The sequence below is a fragment of the Halocynthiibacter styelae genome (assembly GCF_016123485.1).
In the GTDB taxonomy this organism is placed as follows: Bacteria; Pseudomonadota; Alphaproteobacteria; order Rhodobacterales; family Rhodobacteraceae; genus Halocynthiibacter; species Halocynthiibacter styelae.
Genome location: NZ_JADCKQ010000002.1, coordinates 147,311 through 170,055, shown reverse-complemented (window position 1 = coordinate 170,055; position 22,745 = coordinate 147,311). Strand labels below are relative to the sequence as shown.

The window sequence follows — 22,745 nt, the reverse complement described above, 5'->3', positions numbered from 1 at the left end:
TTGCGTCCTTTTACTGCTCAGGATCTCAGGAGGGGGTCAGCAACAGATAGCTGCCATTGCCCCGGCCAATCAGATCAAATCTGGTCTCACTTTGTCCATCATAAGACAGATCTTCATTTTTTGCGATAGCACCGCGCAGGTTGTCCCGGATAGAGTCACTTTCGCCACTATCAAGAGCATAGGCCTGCCGGAACACCTGGACAGCTTCGGCGGTCTGGTTGCGTTCCATCAGGACAACGCCCAGATTGTTCCAGGCCTCTGGGAAATCTGACCCTTCTTTCACGGCCTGTCGCAATGTGGTTTCGGCCTGCCCCAGGCGGCCAAGCATCAGCTGCGCAGATCCGATGCCAGACAGTGTATCTGCCGTCAGGCCATATTGCCCGGCAGCCCGGTAGTAGGCTTCAAGCGCAAGATCATATTCCCCGGCCGCCATCAGGCGGTGCCCGACGATCAGCCCGTCGACACTGTCTGCGGGGTCAAAATTACCACGCGGCGCGTAAGGGCTGCCTGATTTGGTGGTCAGGCCAGCCTGCCCACAGGCCGCGAGGGCTGAGATCAGAAGAACAAGAGGAATAAAGCGTGTCATCCGCGCAAAAACTTTCGGTGATCCGGTGTTAATAGCTGGTAGGAGTCCCGCCACCCAGAAGCAGAACAATGTCGTAAACTGAGGGCCCGATAAGAATAATCAGCAGCGGGGGAACGGTCAACATCATGGTCGCCAGCGTCATTTTGGTCGGCAATGTGTTGGCTTTCTCTTCCGCCCGCATCACCCGTTTGTCACGCATTTCACCGGCATAGACCCGCAGCGCGTCGGCGATGGATGTACCGAAGGTCTGCGACTGAATAAGCACGGTCACAAAGCTTGAAACATCCTGTACACCCGCCCGTTCTGACATGTCCCGCAGGACCTGGGTTTTGTCTTTACCCGCCTTCATTTCCTGTGAAACGATGGTGAATTCATCTGCCAGTGCCGGAAAACCAGCGCGGATTTCACCGCTGACGCGCAGAATGGACTGGTCAAGGGATTGACCGGCTTCGACACACACCAGCATCATATCAAGCGCATCGGGGAAGCCATTGGTGATCTCTTCCTGGCGTTCTGCGACGCGGCGGGTCACCCAGTATTTCGGGGCCATATAGCCGATGACACCTGGCATCAGAATGGTCAGAACGGTGTTCTGTGTGGTGACCTCGCCCTGAGATCGCATGTACAGCCAGACAACAAGACCCACCGCCATCAGACCAAGGCCAAGGGCAAACTGGGCAAAGTGATAGGTCCGCACGGATTGTTTCGACCGATAGCCCGCCTGCAGCAGTTTCAACCGGACCGCAGAATATTCCGCTTCATCCTGAGGTTCCAGGAAGTCAGAATATTTCTCAAGTTTATCGGCCTTGCTGGTATAGCGCAGCTGTTGCGATTTGCCTGCTGCCCGGGCTTTGGTTTCCCGGTTCAGCTTGGCCAGAGGATCTTCTTTCTGCGAAAACATTGCAGGCAGAACGGCCAGGATCAGCAACAGACCCAGCCCGCCCAAAGCCATGAGAGGGCCGAACTCGCCGAAGTTGTCGATCAGAAGCTGGTTGATTGAATCAAGCATATTTTCCTCGCCTCACGGGCAGATTTCAGACTTTGATATCCACAAGGGACCGCATGACAAACACATTGACGATCAGGAAGCCGGCCACCACCAGACAGGCCGGGATGAAAACCGGGGTGTCGATCACTTTGTCATAGTAATTCGGCTGCGCCACGTTGATGCCGATCAGCGCGGCAATCGGGAAACCCGACAGGAACATGCCGGACCATTTGGCTTCGGCAGTAATGGCTTTCACGCGGCGGAACAGTTTGAACCGCGAACGGATCACCAGAGACAGACCATGCAGAATTTCCGCAAGGTTACCCCCCGCCTGGGTCTGAATGGCGACGGCCACCGCCAGGAAGCGAAGATCCTGCATATCAAGCCGTTCGGCCATGTCTTTCAGGGCTTCGCCAATGTCGCGGCCGTAAGCGGCTTCATCGGAAATGACGCCCATTTCGGATGCCAGAGGATCCGGAACCTCATTGGCCACAATAGACAGGGCAGAGGTGAAGGGATGCCCGACGCGCAGACTGCGTACCATCAGGTCAACGGCGTCAGGCAATTGTTCTTCGATCATCGCCAGACGTTTCTTCGCCTTGCCGTTGATCCAGATATAGACCCCGGCCACGCCCATGATGATGGACAGGCCTATGCGCAGTTCAAAACTCGTAGCTGTGCCGAAAGTCAGGCCGACGAATGCGACGCCCGCAAGAACCCCCATAAGCATAATAAGCTGGGGCGGGCTGAAAGCGATGTTGGCTTTCTGCGCTTTCTGGGCCAGCAGGGAATAAAGTGGGATGGAGTCAAACTTAAGGTGCTGCTCCATTTCTTTGCGCAGCTGGTCAAGAACCTGTTCGCGTCCCTGACCTTTTTCCATCATTTCAAGGCGACGGTTCACCTTGCTGTTCAGGCTGATCGATTTGCCAAAAATCGTCAGGTAGATGCCTTCCACCAGAAGGATAACGCCGATGAAAACAAGGCCGTAAATAAGGAGTTCCGGATTGATGGACATAGGTTACTCCGCCGCGATCGGCTCAAAGATAGAGGGTGGCAGATCATAGCCCCACATGCGGAAGCGTTCAGAGAAATGCGAACGCACGCCGGTGGCGGTGAAATGGCCGATGATCTTATTGTCAGGGGTCAGGCCGACACGCTGATAGCGGAAGATTTCCTGCATCGAGATAACATCCCCTTCCATGCCCGTGATTTCGGTGATGGAAGTCATACGCCGCGACCCATCCTGCAGACGCGAGGCCTGCACAATCAGGTTCACCGCAGATGCGATCTGGTTCCGCACAGCCTTAAGGGGCATTTCGATCCCGGCCATGGCGATCATGTTTTCAAGACGTGAAATACCGTCCCGGGCAGAGTTGGCGTGAATGGTGGTCATGGATCCGTCGTGACCGGTGTTCATCGCCTGAAGCATATCGATAACTTCTTCGCCCCTGGTTTCCCCCACGATAATGCGGTCAGGTCGCATCCGCAGGGCGTTTTTCAGACAGTCGCGCGGGGAAACTTCGCCTTTGCCTTCGACGTTGGGTGGACGGCTTTCCATCCGGCCCACGTGCGTCTGCTGCAGCTGAAGTTCCGCCGTGTCTTCGATCGTCAGAATACGTTCGGCGTTATCAATGAAAGAAGACAGCGCGTTCAGCGTGGTGGTTTTACCGGAACCCGTACCGCCGGATACAATGATGTTCAGTCGGGTTGATACCGCAGCCTGAAGATAGGCAGCCATTTCTTCGGTGAAAGCACCAAATCCCACAAGGTCATCAATCGCAAGTTTGTCTTTTTTAAACTTACGAATAGAAACCAGAGACCCATCCACCGCAACAGGTGGCACCATGGCGTTGAAACGTGAACCATCAGCAAGACGGGCATCCACATAAGGGTTGGATTCATCAACACGACGTCCTACCGCGGATACGATTTTGTCGATGATCCGCAACAGGTGGCGTTCATCTTTAAAGGTGATCGGGGAAATTTCCAGTTTACCATCGCGTTCAACAAAGATCTGTTGCGGACCGTTCACCAGAATATCGTTGACGCTATCATCTTTCAGAAGCGGTTCCAGCGGGCCAAGACCGGTGACTTCGTCAAACAGATCCTGGTTCAGGGTGTTGCGTTCTTCACGGTTCAGAACCACACCCAGATCATCCAGGGTTTCAGACGCAATCGCGATGATTTCCTGGCGCAGGTCAGATTCTGATGCGTTTTCCAGTGCTGACAGGTTCAGGTTATCAAGAAGTTCCTGGTGCAGGTGAGATTTGATTTCACTCAGCCGCTCTTTGCGTTTCTTTTCTTTGTCCTGTGTCGGGGATTGCGCAACTTTGCTGGCTTCTACCCGTCGGATGACTTTGCGTTCTGTTTCCGGTGCGGGGGATGCCGTTGCATCTACCGCCTGGGTTTTGGGGGCCTGTTCGACCTGTCCTGGTTTTTTATATTTGGAAAACATAGCTGAATATCCTTTTACCGTCCGGTTTCAGCGACCTGGTTCACTGCATGGACGGACTGAGCCAGTTTCTGAATTTCTTTGCGCATCGGGTTTTTCGCGGCTGTTTCCTGCAGAGGCAGGCCGTGATCCCCGGATTGTGTGACGGGTTTCCCGCCATCCGGAAGCTGCAGCTCGATGGTGATATCAAGGCTTTCCGCCATCCGTTTGACCCGGCCTTTGCCGGTGAGGTCCGTGAACTTGGGCGCACGGTTCAGTACATAGCGCAGCTTTTCATAGGGCAGTTCTTCAGATTTCAGCGCCCGGATCATCCGCAGGGTGTTCTGTGCAGACCGCATATCCAGTTCCATGGTCGCAAAATAGACATGGGCCAGGTGCAGAACTGTTTCCGTCCAGGCCACCAGGGTGGAAGGCATATCAATGACGACATAGTCGAAATTGCTGCGGGCGGTTTCAAGCAGACGCGTGATGTCTTCCGGCCCGATAAGATCCAGAGGCAGAACCTCGGCAGGGGCCGTCAGCACATGCAGCTTGTCTTCAAAAGTCAGCAGCGCCTGCATGAAAGAGTCATTGTCCATGGATGCGGTGTCAGACAACAGTTCATAGACGGAATCGCGCCGGGGCAGATCAAGGTAAGTGGATGTGGTGCCGAACTGCAGATCCAGATCGATCAGGCAGACCCGGGGTGGGGTGTCTTTTTCGACGTTCGCAAGTTCCCAGGCCAGGTTCACGGCAAGCGTGGTTGCGCCTGTGCCACCGGCAAGCCCGTGAACGGGAAGCACAACGCCATTGCGGTCACCCGTGGCTTTGATGGTTGTGCGCAGTTCGTCCGGGACGTCAGAATGATCTGCTGTTGCCTCGGGGGCAGGGCGGCGCAACCGTTCGATGGCTGCGTGCAGTTCGCCTTCGGGCAGAGGGTAGGGGATGAAATCGCCGGCACCCATACGCAGCAGCTGGTGCAGGGCGATCGGGCTGACTTCTTCCGCGATCAGGATCACTTTGATCCCGCGTTCATTGGCCATGCCGATCAGGGATCCGATATCTGTCAGCCGTTCTTCATCATGGTCATCAATGGCAATCGCCACAAATTCCAGCTGATTGGCTTCGGGCTGATCAAGGAAGGCAACAGCATCCTCAAAGCTGAGATCACCCCAGCTTTCGCCCAGTTCGGTTTCCATATCATCGATCAGAAGATCGAAGTTCTGCACATCCCGCGAGATGGTACAGGCCACAATTGGAGCTGGTTCAGGCTGCAACATTGCGCTACTCGACATTTGCCTCATTATCTCCTGTTACAGGCTGCCGGTTAATATTCGGGCAATGCCTGCAAATTACTGATTCCGCTGACACACTGAATAATGTCCGCGAATCTGCGGAATACCGGGCGTCTGGCTTATTCTGGCGGGTAAACTGGGCAACATTGCGGCTAATAATCGAAAATTGGCGATTATATGGCGACAAAACGAAATACGAAGTTTGTATTATAGTCAGATTGAAGCAAATTGCGATGATATTTGCGAATGAGCTATGAGAAAAGCCGCGACATATTTTGTCGCGGCTTTTCCGAATGCTATGCGGCAGGTATCAGCCGCCCTGACCTTCGGCATCGGCCCTTTCCACTACGCGAGCGGGCTCGGCGCTGGTCAGGTATTCACGCCAGACGATCTGGGCATATTTGCCGTTCAACACTGCCGGGTTGCTTTGCACAAAGCCGGAAACCCCTGTCACTGTACGGCGATTGCGGCGTTCGCGATCCTGTGTCTGAACCAGTGGCTGGGATTCACCCAGGGAACTGACGGCTTCCAGGCGGCTGCGGGAAATACCCTGTGCCACAAAGAAGTTAACCACTGCCTGTGCCCGGCGCAGACCAAGGCGACGGTTGTAGGCGTCCCCGCCTACAAGGTCAGTATGGCCGTAGACGCGGAACTGAATCTCAGGGAACTGACGGATCCAGTTGGCCTGTTGTGTCAGGACGCGCCGTGCCTCTGCATCAAGAGTTGCCTCATTGAAGCCAAAGTTGATTGTGCTTGGCACCTCTGCTTCAAACCGGTTGGCAAGGTTGACGGCATAGTCAAGCTGGCCGGTCTGAATCAGGTGGTTGTTCATATTAGAGTTGCCGAAGTTGCCGCGATTAAGGACGCTGCCGGCTTCTTTATAGAACTGCAGGTTTGCCCCTGGTGCGCAGGCGGTAAGACCTGCAAGACCAGCAACAAGGATCAGGGATTTCAGTCGGGTGGGGGATGTTGTGATTTTCATGATCTTCACTCCATCACATAGCCATAGGAACCAGAGAAATCCTGGCGTGAAATTTCAGCCGCTGCACCGGAAGCTGCATTGCCCTCAGACGCCACACGGCCACGCAGGAACAAATCCGCTTCTGTGGGTGGACGAACCCGATCTGTTGGCAGAGCCAGGGCTTCGCCGCGGGTTGGTGTCACCAGATGTGCTGTGACCACGATCACAAGCTCGGATTGGTCACGTTCATAATCAGCAGACCGGAACAGAGCACCCAGAATCGGGATGTCGCCCAACCATGGCACCTGAGAGTTCAGATCGCGGAAGTCGTCCTGCAGAAGGCCTGCAATCGCAAAGCTTTCACCATCGCGCATTTCTACGGTGGTAGAGGTTTCACGACGTGTGAAGGCCGGAATGCTGAGGCCGCCGCTGGTGAAGCTGTTGGACGGATCCAGTGCACTTACTGCAGCAGAGAGTTCCAGATTGATCACATCCTGATCCACAACGCGAGGGGTAAAGCTAAGCTCGATACCAAATGGCTTAAACTCAACAGTAATCCGGGTGAAGCCGGTTTCATCAACACGCTGTGATACGGGGATCGGGAATTCACCGCCAGCAAGGAAGTTTGCTTCTTGGCCAGACAAAGCCACAAGGTTCGGTTCCGCCAGTGTGCGAATTACACCACGGCTTTCCAGAGCTTGCAGCATAACAGCAAGCTGAACATCACCGATGCCGATGGAGCCAATCGCGCCACCCTGAGAACCTGGAAGGGATGAAAAACCGGAGCCGGAAATGTTACCGCCGCCGCCGCCGAAGGTCAGGCTGCCATCTGTGCCCGGGATCTGAACATTCAAACCACCACGCAGAGCTTTGGTAACAGAACGCTGCATTTCCGCGAAGCGGACTTTCAGCATGACCTGTTGTGTGCCGCCAACACTCATAAGGTTGGATACACGGCCAGGAGCGTAACGTTCCGCCAGATCAAGTGCACGATCAAGGCGGGCGATGGAAGATATCACACCGGACAGCACAAGACCGTCATTGGCGGTGCGCACTTCAACCGGTTCACCTGGCAGGATCTGCTGCAGGCGTTCCTTGAATTCTGCGATATCAGGGGAAACCTGGACATCAACGTTTGCCATCAACTGCCCGTCTGCTGTCAGCAGGGTCAGGGTTGTACGGCCCGGGATCTTACCCAGCACGTAAATTGTACGTTCATTAATTGTTGAAATCTCTGCAATGCCGGGGTTGGCAATCGAGATGTCTGAAAAAGCTCCCTGTGTTTCCACCACTACAGCGCGGTTCATTGGAACACGCAGAGTTGCGGAAGACTGCCCCTGCACAACACGCAGGGTTGACCCGGAGGTCGTTGGGAGATTGTTTTGTGCGATACCTGCACTGATACTGGTTAACGAAACAGCAAGACCTATCAGTCCCGCTTTCAGGAAGTGTGAGTGTGTCATTGTGACCTGCCTCTCCGATCACTGCTTCGCCTGAGCATTTTTGCCCTTATTAGGCGAACAATGGCGGATAACACACGCTTTGGCAACAATCTTTGCATATTGCCGGGGAAAAGATGTGGGGAAGAAGACACACCCGCCTGGGGATAGCGGGTGTGGGATGTGTTGCGCCTGGATGGTGTGTGGCTACTGCATTCAACCGCAGATCACAGGTCCAGTTTCAGTTCTGCAGCTTCTGCTTTTGTCAGCTGTTCACCCTGTTTGCGCTTCAGCAAAACCTTGCGGGCAAGGGCGTATTTATCGTCTTCCCAGAAGATCATACAGCCATTGCAGCCCTTACCACAGCACCCGTCCACGCCGACACGATTGGTCTTGAAACGCTTTTCATTGCTGTCCTCTGCAATGCTATCCGCCAGGGCATCACGACGACGCTCGTAAGCTTTCGCATTCTCTTTGCCGGAAATTTCCAGCCCCTGCGTCAGTTTGTCAAAGCGGATGCGATTCCATTGTTCGTCGCTCAGGGCTTTTTCTTTGCGCAGCACGGAATACTGCGGGAAACGCGCTTTCAACTGATCCAGGTCCTCGTGATCAAACAGCGTAAACGGAATGCGGATCGTGGTTTTTGTGCCACCCTGGACGATTTCTTTGCGCGTGCCTGTGGCGGCATCTTCAAAGTCATACATGCGCAACAGCACGGTTTCACGTGAAATCGGCGAGATAAATTCAAGCACCTCACCGGCGGCAAATCGATTCTTGACCTCAACCAGGAAAGCATCCTCAGTCACTTCAGACACAACGCCTGCATATTCCCACTGCGACAGCGATGCGGTGTGTTCATAATCATGCGCCAGATTGTTCAGGCGGCCATTGTGGAAGGCCAGGGTATAGCCCCGGTTCCCGACAGATTCGAGTTCCCGCATATAGGGTTTCGGATCCCAGTTTTCCGGATCGGCATAATAGTCATCAATCGCCATACGATAGGCACGGGCAACCACGGCACAGTAGTATTCAGACTTGCCGCGCCCTTCGACCTTCAGACTGTCGACACCGATCTTCAGGTAATCATCCAGTTTCGGCATAATGCAGAGATCGCGGGAATTGAGGATATAGGATCCACGCCCGTCTTCCTCAATCGGCATCAGTTCCCCGGGGCGGCAGCCTTCTTCCAGCAGGAATTCGAACATATCAATATTATCGTCATTGATATCCAGTTCCTGCACCGTGCCATCCTTCAGGCGCATACGCACACCATAGTTCCAGCGACAGGAATTGGCGCAATTGCCCTGGTTCGCCCCGCGTTCCGCCATGAAGTTCGACAGCAGGCACCGGCCGGAATAGGTCATGCACATGGCGCCATGCACGAAGGCTTCCAGTTTAATGTCAGGGCATTTCTCACGGATTTCCGCAAGCTCGGGGTAGGACACCTCGCGCGCCAGCACCACAAGTTCCGCGCCCTGTTTTTCCCAGAACTGCACGGACAGCCAGGAACAGATATTGGCCTGTGTCGAAATATGCAGGGGCAGTTCCGGTGCACGTTCGCGCACATATTGAAACACACCCGGATCCGCGATGATCAGCCCGTCCGGCTTCACCCTGCGCACCGTGTCGATATATTCATCAAGCTTGGGGATGTCTTTGTTGTGGCTGAACAGGTTCAGGGTCAGATAAGCGCGTTTGCCGTGGTCATGGCAGAAGTTCACGCCTTCAATCACCTCTTCCAGGGAAAACTCGGATTTTGTGCGCAAAGACATATCCGGCGTGCCCAGATAAACTGCATCCGCCCCGTAAAGGATCGCAAGTTTCAGTTTGCGCAGGTTGCCTGCGGGCATCAGCAATTCGGATTTTCGCGGGTTTGTTTCGTGGCTCATATCACGGCTCGATTTTGGATCAGGGACGCGATGTTTTAGCCGTAAGCTGCAGGAAGGGGAACGGCGCAAACTGCGACCAATTCACACGTTCGCACAGGCAGGTTCAGATCAGCCCGCGCCAGGCCAGAACCGTGATCAGCCCGCCACCGACCACGAGGATCACAAGCCCGATCCGCCAGGCGCTTTCCCACAGAAGATCCCGCGCCCGTGCCCCCGGATCCACATCCGCAAGCCAGCGCAACGCATTGCGATGGGTGCGTTCAATCCGTTTCATATCCACAAGTTTCGCCAGCCGCGGGTTCGCCGCCAGCTCCTGCGCGTCACACATATATTTCAGATCACGCCGCAGGTGGCGTGGCAACAGCCGCCCGGCTTTGCGCACACGTGCTGACAAACTGCTTCCGCGCAGGCGAAAACTGCGCCCGAGCGCGTCAAAAATTTCTTCAGCTTTATCTTCAATCTCAGATGGAGTCATCTGCAGCCTCCCGTTGCTGAAACCTAAGCGCTTGCAAATTGCATTACAACGTCTGGAAAGCCTGACCCCGCTGCGTTACATAAACTTCATGTTGAACTATGTTGAATACGGCACAGAACATGGCGGCACGCCGCTGTTGATTGCCCATGGCCTTTTCGGATCCGCCCGCAATTGGGGGGTTATTGCCAAACGTCTGGCGGATACACGCCATGTGATTGCGGTGGATATGCGCAACCATGGTCAGAGTGATTTTGGCAACAGCCATACCTATGAAGATATGGCAGCGGATCTGGCTGAGGTCATTCGCACTGTGGGCGGGCAGGCCGATGTGCTGGGGCATTCCATGGGCGGCAAGGCGGCGATGATGCTGGCGCTGACCTGGCCTGACCTTATGCGCAAACTGATCGTCGCCGATATCGCGCCTGTGGGCTATGGCCACACGCAGACCCCGCTGATTGACGCGATGGAGGCGCTGGACCTTGCCACGATCACGTCCCGCCAGGAGGCGGACACAGCCCTTGCAAACACCGTGCCCGAAGCCGGCGTACGGGCGTTTCTGCTGCAATCGCTGGATTTACGCGCGGATCCCAAAGCCTGGCGTCTGAACCACGCAGCCCTGCGGGCGCATATGAATGCAGTGATCGGCTTCCCGGCGCTGGGCGATCAGATCTTTGACGGGCCGGTTTTCTTTCTGTCCGGTGCCACATCCGATTACGTGCGCCCGGAACACCGCCCGCTGATCAAAACCCATTTCCCCGCCGCCCGTTTCGCAAAGATCCCGGGAGCAGGGCATTGGCTGCACGCCGACAAGCCCCGCGAATTCGAGGCCGCCGTGCGTGTGTTTCTGGACGCGTAAGCTTACTTCAGCTCAAGAATCGCTTTGGTCACCAGCCATGTGACGGGCAGGGCCACGATGGCCCCGACAGCCGCCGCATAAATGATGGGCATCATGGTGTCATAACCCATGGTCAGAACGGCCACGACACAGGCCCCCGCAATGGAGGTGCCGACGATGGAATATAAAGCAGATGCGAGGCGTAACATGGGGCAGACCTTTCCTGTGCAGCCTTGAAGTTGCACAAATATTACCCCGAGTCGCCCGGCCAATCTTTGATCCAGGTCAGGTTGCAATGTCAGATTTCGATCACTTCGGGTGTTTCATCTGGTAGAACATCGGATGTCGTCGCCTCAGTTCCAAAAATAGCTGTCCTGGCTGCACCAAGGTTCTCAAGCCTTTGCTGCATGCCAAGATCATCCCCTGAGATCAGCCAGAGCGCACCACACATCGCACCATACATTTTCCAGTCGCCCAGGCTTTTGCCGATCTGCTCTTTCAGGGCGGGTAAAAAAACCGGGGCAGGGGCTTTGCGCAGGGCGTTTACCTCCTGTTCCAGTTCAATCACCCTGGCATTTAGTCGCCCGATTTCCTGGCGCAGGCTGTTTTCAACCGTCGGGTCAGAGGCATGTTGTCGGATTTGGCGGCTGACACGGACCATTGAACCCGCAATTTCCGGCAATGCCTGAAATGGGTCAGGCAGTTGGTTTGCACCGGTGTCATTCAGATAGCGACATTCGGCGTCCCGAATACCCTGCGCCGCGGCCTCAATCTGTCCGGCGGAGAGTGTGGGCGCGCGCAGTATGCGTTCCAGAGAGGAGGGTTCCAGTTCCTCAAATCGTTCCTGTTCCGGGGCAGTGGTGCCGTCAAAATCCCTCCGGATTTCTTCAATCACCCGCGCAATATGCTCCGGCCCTTTCTCCCAGTCCTCATCCGGGATCATCGCCACCCGCCGCTGCAACTCCCAATCCATGGGTTTGCCATCGAGAAAACCTTGATGCCATTCGCGCCAGAAGGAGAAAATGTCATTGTGAAGGTACTCGCGAATATTCACTTTTGGGGGAAATTGAGAACGTGGGTTTTGTTCATCAAACCATAACGGGCTATCGAAGGCCTTTCTTTCTGGCAAATTAATGTCTCTGACTGTTAGCATTGACATTAAATCCTGTGCTTCAAAATAGGAGCTTTCGACGCTGAAATTCTTGTTAATATCGGGAAATAAATTTTTGTTTGTCTCGGTTTCTGTTGCAAAGCTTGCGATCACATCTTCAACAGCTTCCCACGCTCTCTCACGCGAAATGAGCAGAAGTGATTGTGCCGCTTTAACGGCCGCGGATTCTGCCTGTAGAAGGCCGGTGATTTCCTTCATGTTTAATGCTGATGAGACACTGTCCTGGATGGTCTCTATAGGGAAGTGGTAGGCAAGATTCGCGCTGAGAAGCACCCGGCTTATTGGGAAAACATATTCCCGACCCAGATCAACATTTCCCCTGATGTTGACATCCGGATAGCCCCGAAGTGCAGCACGAAGCGCCGCCTGGATACACTGATCAACTTCTTTCGTGTCGAATTGCTCTTCTAATATCTCTGAAAACGCTGACATGTTGCCCTTTATGCCTTACCTTGATTTATCTCAACCAAACCACTGACTAACGACCTTGACCAATCCTCAAATCCCTATAATACGCACAGTATGACTGAGCTGAGCAAAATCCGCAATTTCTCCATCGTGGCGCATATCGACCACGGCAAATCCACTCTGGCTGATCGCCTGATCCAGGAAACGAATACCGTTGCCGATCGCGATATGAAGGAACAGATGCTCGACTCGATGGATATTGAGCGCGAGCGTGGCATCACCATCAAGGCCAACACTGTGCGTATCGACTATACGGCGGAGGATGGGGAAGATTATGTTCTGAACCTCATCGACACCCCCGGCCACGTCGATTTCGCTTATGAAGTCTCCCGTTCCATGCGTGCGGTTGAAGGCTCACTCCTGGTGGTGGATAGCTCGCAAGGGGTCGAAGCACAGACGCTTGCGAACGTCTATCACGCCATGGAAGCCGACCATGAAATCGTACCGATTCTGAATAAGATCGACCTGCCGGCGTCTGATTGTGAACGCGTGGCGGAACAGATCGAAGATGTGATTGGCATTGAGGCCACCGGCGCCATTCAGGTGTCTGCAAAAACCGGCCAGGGCATCCGCGAAACGCTGGAAGCCATCGTCAATGAACTGCCCGCCCCCAAAGGCGATGCTGACGCGCCGCTGAAAGCCATGCTGGTCGACAGCTGGTATGACGCCTATCTCGGCGTGATCGTTCTGATCCGCATCATTGATGGTAAGCTGAAAAAGGGCGAACGCATCCGCATGATGTCCACCAACGCTGTTTACCCGGTGGACCGCATCGGCGTGTTCCGCCCGCAGATGGAAAGCATCGATGAGCTTGGCCCGGGCGAACTTGGCTTCCTGACCGCGTCAATCAAACAGGTGCGTGACACCCGTGTGGGCGACACCATTACGCATGAGAAAAAAGGCACAACCGAAGTGCTGGATGGTTTCAAACCCGCCCAGCCCGTTGTGTTCTGTGGCCTCTTCCCCGTCGACACCGCCGAATTCGAAGACCTGCGGGACTCGATCGAAAAACTCGCCCTCAATGACGCCTCCTTCAGCTATGAGATGGAAACATCCGCGGCACTTGGTTTTGGCTTCCGCTGTGGCTTCCTGGGCCTGCTGCACCTTGAGGTCATCCGCGACCGGATTGAGCGCGAATATGACATCGATCTGATCACCACCGCGCCTTCCGTTATCTACCACGTGCATATGCGCGACGGCACGATGATCGAACTGCACAACCCCGCAGACATGCCCGACCTGACGCTTGTCGATCACCTGGAAGAACCGCGCATCAAAGCGACCATCCTTGTGCCTGATGAATACCTGGGTGACGTGCTGAAACTCTGCCAGGACCGTCGTGGCATCCAGGAAAACCTGACCTATGCCGGTTCGCGCGCCATGGTTGTTTATGATCTGCCCCTGAACGAGGTGGTGTTTGACTTCTATGATCGCCTGAAATCCGTAACAAAAGGTTACGCCAGCTTCGATTATGTCATGACCGAATATCGCCAGGACAACCTGGTGAAAATGTCTGTGCTGGTGAATGATGAACCGGTGGATGCGCTCTCCACCATGGTGCACCGTGACCGGGCCGAGATGCGTGGCCGCGCCATGGTCGAAAAGCTCAAGGATCTGATCCCGCGCCACATGTTTAAAATCCCGATCCAGGCGGCGATTGGTGGCAAGGTGATCGCCCGTGAAACCCTGTCTGCCATGCGCAAAGACGTGACCGCGAAATGTTACGGTGGTGATGCGTCCCGGAAGCGGAAGCTTCTGGACAAGCAGAAAAAGGGTAAGAAGAAGATGCGTCAGTTTGGTCGCGTTGATATCCCGCAAGAGGCCTTCATCAACGCCCTTAAAATGGACGACTGATCCGGCTTTGACGGCCAGACACAGATTTCAGACCCCGGCCCCTGCGCCGGGGTTTTTCTTTGTCAGGAAGGTTGAGTCTGGCCCCATGTCTGGCCAAAGGCCAGACAGCCCCCGTCCGCCCCCCCTGGGCGGGGGCTTCACCCCCACCCGCGGCCGGGTACTGGGTGAAACCTTGTTGATGTTATTTTCCATCCGTGGTTGCATAGCTGCGTTGGTCAAAGCAATTATACGAGGTTTTCATGGACGTTGATAACTCTGCCGAAGATAGGCGGATTGCCGAACTGACCGAATATTTGCGTTTATTAGGCTTGGATACTTTGGCTCATGAAATTTCTGAAGAAAGGTTTGCACGAAGGATATACGAAGCTCAACAAATTCAACAAAAATACGATTTCCAAGAGCATATAGAGCATCAGTTACAAGACACCATTGAGCAGCGCCTAATTGCTATGCATGGCACTTTGTTTGATAAATCTGCTGCTTACAATAATATAATTATTTCTTTTGGGTATGCAGGATTCTTTGCAATTTGGGGCTTTATAAATGACCAGTTACATCCATGGGATGCTGCGCTCGTAGCTGTGCTTCTAGGGCTTTCGCTGATACTTTTTGTGTATTGGACGCTTAAGATCTCGCTTCACAATGCGTTTAGTGCAAGGTTAATGGGAAATGCGCTGGTTGGAGACTACCAAACCAAAGAGGAGAAGGTTGAAGCGATACTTGCCGCCGAGAACAGAAGTATCGAAAAGGCAATAATCATTCAAGGACAGTGGTTTCCGGTTTTTCTGGTTACTGTTATTTTAGGGTTTGGTGCCGGGGTATTGCTTTTGATTTTAGTGCTTTTTCAGGTCTTGAATATTGAATTCAGCTATCACGATTTTGTCTTTATGACTTTGGCAGACCTAATTGAGAGCCGTGGTAACTCACTCTAACCACGGTGAAAGTTTGTTCTTTGCCCGTGCAACGCACGGGCAGCGCCTGACCCTCCCCACGGGAGGGCGCTTCGCACCCACCCAGGATCGCGCTGCCCTCCGCAAACCTCACACTATCATCGCGCCTGTTCACCAGGCCTCAATCCCAATGCCACCCCCAGTTCCGGGCGCGGCCTTTGGGTGGAGGCTGATTGTTGCGGCGCACGCGGATAAAATCAGACGGTACCCAGCTGCGGATCAGGCCGGCCCCCGGGCGGCGACCGGTTTCGGGGTTCACCTCACCCGAGGTTTCATCCTCCATCGCTTCAAACATCCGTTTCCATTCCATCGGCGGCACAATCACCCCCACCAGCTTGCCGTGGCGTGTGATCTTCACATGACCGTCGCCATATTCCACATGGCCCAGGCAGCGGGTCAGTTCTGGGCGTAAATCAGTTACGGTAACCTGCACGTGGTTTCCCCCTTACAAAGTTTAAACTTCGCCCCTCAGCCTCTGTAAAAACTTTAAAGATTTCCTGAGTTCTCCGACCTCAGAGCAGGGACAACCACATCCAGGCGGTCAGCACACAGGCGGCGGTCGACAGTAACACAGAAGATGCCGCAACCCGTTGCGCGCGTCCGTAGATAGAGGCGAAAACATAGGCATTTATGCCCGGTGCCATGGCGCTTGTCAGGATAAGGGATCGGAACATATCTGATTGCAAATCAAAGGCTTGCCCTATGCCCCAGGCGAGCGCCGGATGCATGAACAGCGACACTGCACAGACAAAAAGGATCGCCCGCATATCGCCTTCGGGTTTGTACTGCACAAGCACGCCCCCCAGCCCGAACAGGGCGGCGGGCAGGGCAGCACGGATCATCAGTTCAATCGCATCTGTAAGGGCCAATGGCAGGGTACTGCCCGTGAAATTCACAAGGAATCCCAATGCGATAGCGATCACGAGCGCATTGCGGAACATCGCGTTCAGGATCGCTTTCAGCGTCGTGATCCCGCCGCCACCACGATTGCGTACGATCTCCATCGCGGTCACACCAACCCCGTAACAAAACGGCGCGTTGAAGGCGATGATCATGTAATTCGGGGCCAGCGCCGCCTCGCCAAAAGCGCGTTCCGTAATCGGCAAACCCAGCAGAACCGTATTGGCAAACATGCAGGCAAACCCAATGACAACGCTGTCCTCCCAGTCGCGCCCGAAGATATAACGCGCGCCCAGAAGCCCCGCGACAAATCCCGCACCGGATGCGCCGTAATAGGAAATTAGCAACCCCGGTTCAAACTGCTGGCCCAGATCCAGTGTGGAAATGGCGCGAAACAGCAGACAGGGAATGGCGAATTGCTGGGTGAACTTCATCAGCCCCTGCACGCCTTCTGGTGAAAACAACCCGCGCCAGACCGCGACATAGCCAAACCCGACGACCAGAAAAACCGGTAAGATGACGTCGAGCAGGGCCTGCATTATTGGCCGTCCGGATCGGGCAGGGTCAGCACCATTCCGTCATAGGCGGCGCGTATGTGATTGGGGGTTTCGGCCTCGACCGTCGCGTGGTCCAGATCAATATGCATATTGGTCAGAACTGCTTGTTTTGGCTGCATCTTTTCGATCCATTCCAGGGATTTTTCCATATGGATATGGGTCGGATGCGGATCTCGACGCAGACAGTCCAGCACCCAGATATCAAGGTCCTGCACATGTTCCCAGGCTTCAGGGTACATCTCGGAGACATCGGGCAGGTAGGCGAGATTGCCAATGCGGAAGCCAAGTGCGTCGATCCGGCCATGGGCGACAAGGAAAGGTGTGAAAGTGATCGCACCACCTGCGCCGGTAACGGTCACAGGGCCATTGATCAGGTTGAGATCCAGGATCGGCGGGTAAGAGGATCCTTCGGGCTGTACAAAGACGTAAGAGAACTTCTCAAGCAGCTGATCTGTCGTGGTCTGATCGGCCCAGACAGGCAGGCGTTGTTTCAGGTTGTAAACAATGACACGCAGGTCATCGATGCCGTGGATATGGTCCGCATGGGCATGGGTGAAAATCACACCGTCGAGCGTCCCAACACCGGCAGACAGCAGCTGTTCGCGCAGATCGGGCGAGGCATCAATCAGCACACGTGTTGTGCCGCTGTCCGTCACGCGTTCCACCAGCATGGAACAGCGGCGGCGGCGGTTTTTCGGATTGTCCGGGTCGCACCGCCCCCATTCGCCACCGGGTTTGTCGGACAGGCGTGGAACGCCGCCCGATGATCCGGTGCCAAGCAGGGTGAAGCGCAACTCCGCCATTATGCGGCCTCGCGGGTTGCGATCGCTCGGGTGAAAAGGCATTCAAAGTTTGCCTCTGTCTGTGCGGCGAAATCGGCGTATTCCATACCGAATACCTCTGCCCCCAGGCGGCCCGTGTGGGCGGTATAGGCAGGTTCATTTCTCTTGCCACGGAAGGGTGTCGGCGCAAGGTAAGGTGCGTCTGTTTCAAGCAGCACACGATCCACAGGGGCGGCTGCGAAAATATCGCGGACTTCCTGGCTGTTTTTGAAAGTCGCGATGCCGGACATCGACAGATAAAACCCCAGATCGGTTGCGGTTTTGGCCAGTTCCGGACCAGAGCAATAGCAATGCATCACGCAGTCATACGCGCCTTTGGCGTGCTCGTCTGACAGGATACGTGCCATATCTTCATCCGCCGCGCGGGCGTGAATGATCAGGGGCAGTTTGGTCTGACGGGCGGCCTCAATGTGGATCAACAGGCTTTCCTGCTGGATCGTTTTGCTTTCAGCCGTGTAGTGATAGTCAAGCCCGGTTTCGCCAATGCCAACGAATTTCGGGTGCGCAGCCAGCGCGACCAGTTCTTCGACAGAAACCAAAGGTTCCTCAGCAGCGCTCATCGGGTGGGTGCCGGCGGCCCAATAGACCGGGTCAAAGCGTTCAGAGATCGCTTTGACCTGATCGACGTTCTTCATTTTGGTGCAGATCGTGACCATGCGCTGAATGCCGGCTTGTTGTGCGCGGGCAATCACATCGGGCAGTTCTTCCGCAAAATCAGGGAAGTCCAGGTGGCAGTGGCTGTCGGTAATGGTGGGGGCGTCAGTCATGGTCTATCTCGTGGCATGTTTGGCGGCGATGGCGTCAATTTTCAGACCCATATCAAGCAGCAATGCGGCCGGGTCAAGGTTCACAGCTTTGCCGTGGCGGGCGCGTGTGCCAAGGTCTTGTTGGGCTTCCGCCCAGGCACGTCCGGCAAGCGGATTGGGGGACAGGCGGGTAAGTGTTTGTGCTTCGCCATTGCAGGCCTCATGCGGGGGGGCGCCAGCAACGCCGGCGCGGGCCAGGCGGGCGATGAAGAAATCAAGCAGGCGCAGAAGCAGATCAAAATGATCGACGTTTTTCACACCCGCCGCACTTTCAGCCAGCCGCAGCAGGGCCTGGCGATCAATATTCGGGCAGGTGCCGAACAGGCTGACGATATTGTGGTAGGCTTCCATGCCGCCCAGGTTCAGAAGACGCAGGGCCGTTCCGGCAGAGCCAACAGCAAGGGTGGCCAGGGCTTCGGTGCTGGCGGGGATTTCGGTGCCGGTTGCAGACAGGGCCTGGGCCATATCAGCAGGATTCAGTGGGTGCAGACGCAATGTCTGACAGCGGGACCGGATTGTTGGCAGCAGGGCAGAGGGCTGATGCGAGATCAGAAGCAGCGTCACATCTGCGGGCGGTTCTTCCAGCAGTTTCAGAAGCGCGTTAGAAGCAGACGTGTTCATCTCATCCGCGCTGTCGACAATCACCACACGACGGCCGCCATCCGCAGCTGACATCATGAGAAAGTTTTTCAGCACGCGCACTTCGTCAATGGTGATGACGGTTTTATGTTTGTCTTTCTTGTCGTCCCAGGCCCGGCGCAACAGCTTCAGGCGGGGTTCGGACAGGGCGGTGATCCGCGCGGCGACGGGATGGAATTCATCAACGTCGAGGTTTTCCGGCGTCGCAGGGGCAAGGTCTTCGCCAAACAACCCGCCGCCTTCTTCAGTCCTAGCGGGCTGTGTCAGCAGAAACCGGGCCATGCGCCAGGCCAGCGTCGCCTTGCCAATGCCCTGGGGGCCGGTGATCAGCCAGGCGTGGTGCAGATGACCGGCGTTAAACGCCGTCAGGAATTCCTGCTCGGCTTTGGTCTGACCATACAGCATCTGGGTTTCACGCGGATGCGGGGCACCTTCGACGCGATCTGCTTCGGGGATGCTGTTATCCCTCATGACAGGCGCGCCTTGACGACGGTAAGGATGTCAGCGGCCACCGCATCCATATCCTGGGCACCGTTGATGATTTCGCAGCGCTCGGGGAATTCCCGGGCCAGCTCAAGGAAGCCCGCGCGCATTTTCGTCTGTAGATCTTCGCCGAAGCCTTCAAAACGTTCCTCGGACGTCTGGCGGGACAAAGCGCGGGACAGGCCCACGGCAGGGTCCATGTCAACGATCACGGTCAGATCTGGTTCGCGTCCGATCATCAGGCTGTGCAACTGGTCGACCACAGCCCGCAGGTCACCCCGGGAAATGCCCTGATACATGCGGGTGCTGTCAGCGAAACGATCACAGATCACAATCTTCCCGGCCTCAATCGCGGGGGTAATTGTCTTTTCCAGATGGTCGCGACGTGCGGCGGTAAACAGCAGAATTTCGCTTTCCGGGGACCAGCGATCCGGGTCGCCTTCCAGCACCAGTGACCGGATTTCTTCCGCTCCGACGGAACCGCCGGGTTCGCGGGTGTGGACGACCTCATGGCCGAGGTCACGCAGAGTTGCGGCAAGACGTTTGGCCTGGGTCGATTTGCCCGAACCATCGATGCCTTCGAAACTGATGAAAATGCCTGTGTTCATACCTGATCCATACAGGGGAATGCAGCGCCTGACCAGTGGAAGCGGGCGCTGCCGGCGGGTGAATTACCCGGCGGGGGCTTCGGGGGCGAGGAAGCGGTTCAACAGGACGCTGGCCGCAGCCTGAAGGCGCACAAGCACGCCTCCCTGGGGGATGTCACGTTCTGCCACCAATGGGATTACCGCATCAGGCAGGCCATTGCGGCGCACGATCAGATCGGCAACCTGTTCCCCGGCAGACAGCGGCGCCTGAAGCGGGCCGCGATAGGATACCTCGGCCTCAACCTGATCCGCAGACTGAATGGCCGGGATCAGTACGCTGGTGTCAGAAGCGGCCACAAGGCCGACAGAGCGTTCCGCGCCCAGCCAGACATCGGCACGTGTCACTTCCTGGCCTTCGCTCAGCAGGGCCTGTTCACGGAACTGGCGGAAAGCCCAATTGACCACGGCTTCGGATTCTTCTGCGCGTTCGCGTTCAGACTGCAGGCCTGTGATGACAAAGATGATACGACGGGTGCCCTGAACGGCGGATCCGACAAGGCCATAGCCGGCCTCATTGGTGTGGCCGGTTTTCAGGCCGTCTGCTCCGATGTTCAGGCGCAGCAGAGGGTTGCGGTTAAAGCGGTTGTCCGGTGCGCGGCCATCAAAAGCAAATTCGCGCTGACCGAAATAGCCGTAATATTCGGGGAATTCGGTGATCAGACGACGGGCGAGGGTGCCCAGATCACGCATGCTCATGCGCTGGCCGGGATTTGGCCAGCCGGACGCATTGGCAAACATGGAATTGGTCATGCCAATGGCTTTGGCACGTTCATTCATCATGCGGGCAAAGCCATCTTCCGTGCCACCCAGGCCTTCGGCAACCGCCACGCAGGCGTCATTGCCGGACATGACCACGATGCCCTGGATCAGTTCTTCGACGGTCGGACGATCCCGTTCATTCAGGAACATGGTAGACCCGCCCATCCCGGCAGACCGGGCAGACACGCTGAAACGTGTATCAAGCGTCACGCGGTTGTCGCGCAATGCTTCGAACAGCATATTCAGGGTCATCAGCTTAGACATAGATGCCGGGGGCAGGGCGACATCGGCCTGTTTTTCAAACAGTACCGTGTCGGTTTTCACATCATAGATCCAGGCCGCAGTGGCGCGGGTGTCAAGGGTAGAGGCTGATTGTGCCAGGCCGCTGATCGTCGTTGCGGACAAGGCCAGGCCAGCAATCAGCAGGGTGCGTGCGCTGCGGATCAGGGCGGAAAAACGTCTTGGCATAAGATACCTCCGGATCAGCGGGTGACGAAATAGGCGTCAGCAAAGCCCATCTCTTTGACTTTGTTCAGCAAGGCTGCACGGTCAGAAGACGTTGCAGAAGGCCCGACAACGACACGCCAGAATTCGCGCCCGTTGGATGTCAGAGTGCGGACATCGGCAGAAACCCCGGCGTCCCGCATAGAGGCGGCAGTGCTGTCTGCATTTGCTTCGACGCTGAAGATCCCGATCTGGATATAAGGTTTGCTAAGCGACGAGGCAGCAGCGGTGGCCGGTACCTCTGCAACCGGTGCAGAAGTTGTTACCGCGGCGGTGTCACCCGCGCCGTCAATCGCAGCCGCAGCCGCAGCGATCGGGTCCAGTGTGGTTTCTTCGATTTCTTCAGCCTCGGGAATAGCCAAATCACCCGGCGCAGGTTCTGTTGTCTCGACGATTTCTTCACGACGCAGTGCGGTCACCTGCAGATTTGCCGGCTGACCTGCGAGCATCCCAAGCGCTTCAGCCGCAGCAGAGGACACCTGGAATTCAGGGCCGGGGGTCAGGCGTTCACGGCGGAAAAGCGCGCCAACCACGAATTTCCCGTCTGCTTCATTCCGGATGATCACGCGTTCAGGTTCGGAGACATCTTCATGTGCGATCCAGACGCCGCCAAGGGACGGCCGCCCATCCCAAAGACCGCGATCAGATTTCTGAAAAACATCAGGTGCTTCAACATCACGTTCAACCGTACGGGTGACAGCGGCCTGCGTTGCCTGTTCTGTCTCAGCCGTGTCACGTGGTTTGAACGGATTAAACCCGTCACCTTCCATACATGCGCTTAACAGCAGCGTGCTGCTTAGAATTAAAGCGGAAGCTTTTGAAAAATATATTTTATTATTGCCCGTCATCTCTTGCCCTCATTTTCCCTGATCCCTGACTGGCGGCGCAACTGCCTGTAAACGCCACCGGGATCCCCTGGGTGGAACCTGCAATTTACTGATAAGTTACTTTTTACTTCAGAAACAGTCTGATTTTCAGACATTATTAGCTATGGCCGATCAAGTTGAAAAGCCTGAGAAGAAAACCATGCATAAACCGGCGTTTTTCCCCCTTGCAGTCCCCGTCAGAGGAAGCTAAAACCTGCCGTGTCGGAGGAGTGGCAGAGTGGTCGAATGCACCGGTCTTGAAAACCGACGAGGGTTAACGCCCTCCCAGGGTTCGAATCCCTGTTCCTCCGCCATTTTCAATGGCATCGCTGTAAATTATTGATAGTATTTATACTTTTTGCATTACTCAACTGACTTCCATACACGTTTACCACACACG

The 22,745-nt window shown here is 55.6% G+C and carries 22 protein-coding genes and 1 tRNA gene; 4 read left to right on the top strand and 19 right to left on the bottom strand.

The window, feature by feature from the left end; genetic code table 11:
* Positions 1-25: 25 nt before the first annotated feature.
* The 9 genes from H1D41_RS03040 to H1D41_RS03000 form a co-directional block, all read right to left on the bottom strand.
* Positions 26-586, bottom strand: a complete 561-nt coding sequence (locus tag H1D41_RS03040) for a tetratricopeptide repeat protein (protein ID WP_228847525.1) — start codon at positions 584-586, stop codon at positions 26-28.
* 28 nt (positions 587-614) lie between these two features.
* The gene (locus H1D41_RS03035; RefSeq protein ID WP_228847524.1) at positions 615-1,595 is read right to left on the bottom strand and encodes a type II secretion system F family protein; all 981 of its coding nucleotides are present in this window, start codon (positions 1,593-1,595) and stop codon (positions 615-617) included.
* 25 nt (positions 1,596-1,620) lie between these two features.
* Positions 1,621-2,589, bottom strand: a complete 969-nt coding sequence (locus H1D41_RS03030; protein ID WP_228847523.1) for a type II secretion system F family protein — start codon at positions 2,587-2,589, stop codon at positions 1,621-1,623.
* Positions 2,590-2,592: 3 nt separating this feature from the next.
* On the bottom strand, positions 2,593-4,029 hold the full coding sequence (locus H1D41_RS03025) for a CpaF family protein (RefSeq protein WP_228847522.1): 1,437 nt from the start codon (positions 4,027-4,029) through the stop codon (positions 2,593-2,595).
* Between the two features lie 14 nt (positions 4,030-4,043).
* Entirely contained in the window at positions 4,044-5,300 is a 1,257-nt protein-coding gene (locus H1D41_RS03020; RefSeq protein WP_228847521.1) for an AAA family ATPase, read from the bottom strand.
* Positions 5,301-5,610: 310 nt separating this feature from the next.
* Positions 5,611-6,282 (bottom strand): OmpA family protein, encoded by a 672-nt coding sequence (locus tag H1D41_RS03015; protein WP_228847520.1) that lies wholly within the window; start codon positions 6,280-6,282, stop codon positions 5,611-5,613.
* Positions 6,283-6,287: 5 nt separating this feature from the next.
* A complete protein-coding gene (locus H1D41_RS03010; RefSeq protein ID WP_228847519.1) occupies positions 6,288-7,724 on the bottom strand; it encodes a type II and III secretion system protein family protein in 1,437 nt (478 codons plus the stop codon).
* A 203-nt stretch (positions 7,725-7,927) separates the two neighbouring features.
* Complete coding sequence (locus H1D41_RS03005; protein WP_228847518.1) at positions 7,928-9,589, bottom strand: U32 family peptidase C-terminal domain-containing protein; 1,662 nt, start codon at positions 9,587-9,589, stop codon at positions 7,928-7,930.
* A gap of 103 nt (positions 9,590-9,692) precedes the next feature.
* A complete protein-coding gene (locus H1D41_RS03000; protein ID WP_228847517.1) occupies positions 9,693-10,064 on the bottom strand; it encodes a hypothetical protein in 372 nt (123 codons plus the stop codon).
* 88 nt (positions 10,065-10,152) lie between these two features.
* Here H1D41_RS03000 and H1D41_RS02995 point away from each other — a divergent pair, with 88 nt between their 5' ends.
* Entirely contained in the window at positions 10,153-10,920 is a 768-nt protein-coding gene (locus tag H1D41_RS02995) for an alpha/beta fold hydrolase (protein WP_228847766.1), read from the top strand.
* 2 nt (positions 10,921-10,922) lie between these two features.
* Here the strand turns inward: H1D41_RS02995 and H1D41_RS02990 are convergent, their stop codons facing one another.
* Entirely contained in the window at positions 10,923-11,108 is a 186-nt protein-coding gene (locus H1D41_RS02990; protein WP_107496351.1) for a CTP synthetase, read from the bottom strand.
* An 89-nt stretch (positions 11,109-11,197) separates the two neighbouring features.
* On the bottom strand, positions 11,198-11,872 hold the full coding sequence (locus H1D41_RS02985) for a hypothetical protein (protein WP_228847516.1): 675 nt from the start codon (positions 11,870-11,872) through the stop codon (positions 11,198-11,200).
* A 720-nt stretch (positions 11,873-12,592) separates the two neighbouring features.
* Between H1D41_RS02985 and lepA the strand changes: the two genes are divergently transcribed.
* Together lepA and H1D41_RS02975 are read left to right on the top strand one after the other, a co-directional pair.
* Positions 12,593-14,392 (top strand): translation elongation factor 4, encoded by a 1,800-nt coding sequence (gene lepA / locus H1D41_RS02980; protein ID WP_228847515.1) that lies wholly within the window; start codon positions 12,593-12,595, stop codon positions 14,390-14,392.
* Between the two features lie 239 nt (positions 14,393-14,631).
* Positions 14,632-15,324 carry a hypothetical protein gene (locus tag H1D41_RS02975; protein WP_228847514.1) on the top strand — a complete coding sequence of 231 codons (693 nt, stop codon included), beginning with the start codon at positions 14,632-14,634 and terminating at the stop codon, positions 15,322-15,324.
* 139 nt (positions 15,325-15,463) lie between these two features.
* On the opposite strand, the gene H1D41_RS02970 is transcribed toward H1D41_RS02975, so the two are convergent.
* The 8 genes from H1D41_RS02970 to H1D41_RS02935 form a co-directional block, all read right to left on the bottom strand.
* The gene (locus tag H1D41_RS02970) at positions 15,464-15,775 is read right to left on the bottom strand and encodes a type II toxin-antitoxin system Phd/YefM family antitoxin (protein ID WP_228847513.1); all 312 of its coding nucleotides are present in this window, start codon (positions 15,773-15,775) and stop codon (positions 15,464-15,466) included.
* Between the two features lie 79 nt (positions 15,776-15,854).
* Positions 15,855-16,781, bottom strand: a complete 927-nt coding sequence (locus H1D41_RS02965) for an AEC family transporter (RefSeq protein WP_228847512.1) — start codon at positions 16,779-16,781, stop codon at positions 15,855-15,857.
* Positions 16,781-17,602, bottom strand: coding sequence for an MBL fold metallo-hydrolase (locus H1D41_RS02960; RefSeq protein WP_228847511.1), 822 nt, complete (start codon positions 17,600-17,602; stop codon positions 16,781-16,783). The genes H1D41_RS02965 and H1D41_RS02960 overlap by 1 nt, the downstream gene beginning before the upstream one ends.
* Complete coding sequence (locus H1D41_RS02955) at positions 17,602-18,408, bottom strand: TatD family hydrolase (RefSeq protein WP_228847510.1); 807 nt, start codon at positions 18,406-18,408, stop codon at positions 17,602-17,604. The genes H1D41_RS02960 and H1D41_RS02955 overlap by 1 nt, the downstream gene beginning before the upstream one ends.
* A gap of 3 nt (positions 18,409-18,411) precedes the next feature.
* A complete protein-coding gene (locus H1D41_RS02950; RefSeq protein WP_228847509.1) occupies positions 18,412-19,557 on the bottom strand; it encodes a DNA polymerase III subunit delta' in 1,146 nt (381 codons plus the stop codon).
* Positions 19,554-20,177, bottom strand: a complete 624-nt coding sequence (gene tmk / locus H1D41_RS02945; protein WP_228847508.1) for a dTMP kinase — start codon at positions 20,175-20,177, stop codon at positions 19,554-19,556. The genes H1D41_RS02950 and tmk overlap by 4 nt, the downstream gene beginning before the upstream one ends.
* Before the next feature lie 63 nt (positions 20,178-20,240).
* A complete protein-coding gene (locus H1D41_RS02940; RefSeq protein ID WP_228847507.1) occupies positions 20,241-21,443 on the bottom strand; it encodes a D-alanyl-D-alanine carboxypeptidase family protein in 1,203 nt (400 codons plus the stop codon).
* Between the two features lie 14 nt (positions 21,444-21,457).
* On the bottom strand, positions 21,458-22,249 hold the full coding sequence (locus H1D41_RS02935) for an SPOR domain-containing protein (protein WP_228847506.1): 792 nt from the start codon (positions 22,247-22,249) through the stop codon (positions 21,458-21,460).
* A 320-nt stretch (positions 22,250-22,569) separates the two neighbouring features.
* On the opposite strand from H1D41_RS02935, the gene H1D41_RS02930 reads away from it, so the two are divergent.
* Positions 22,570-22,659: transfer RNA gene (locus H1D41_RS02930), tRNA-Ser, on the top strand.
* Positions 22,660-22,745: the final 86 nt, after the last annotated feature.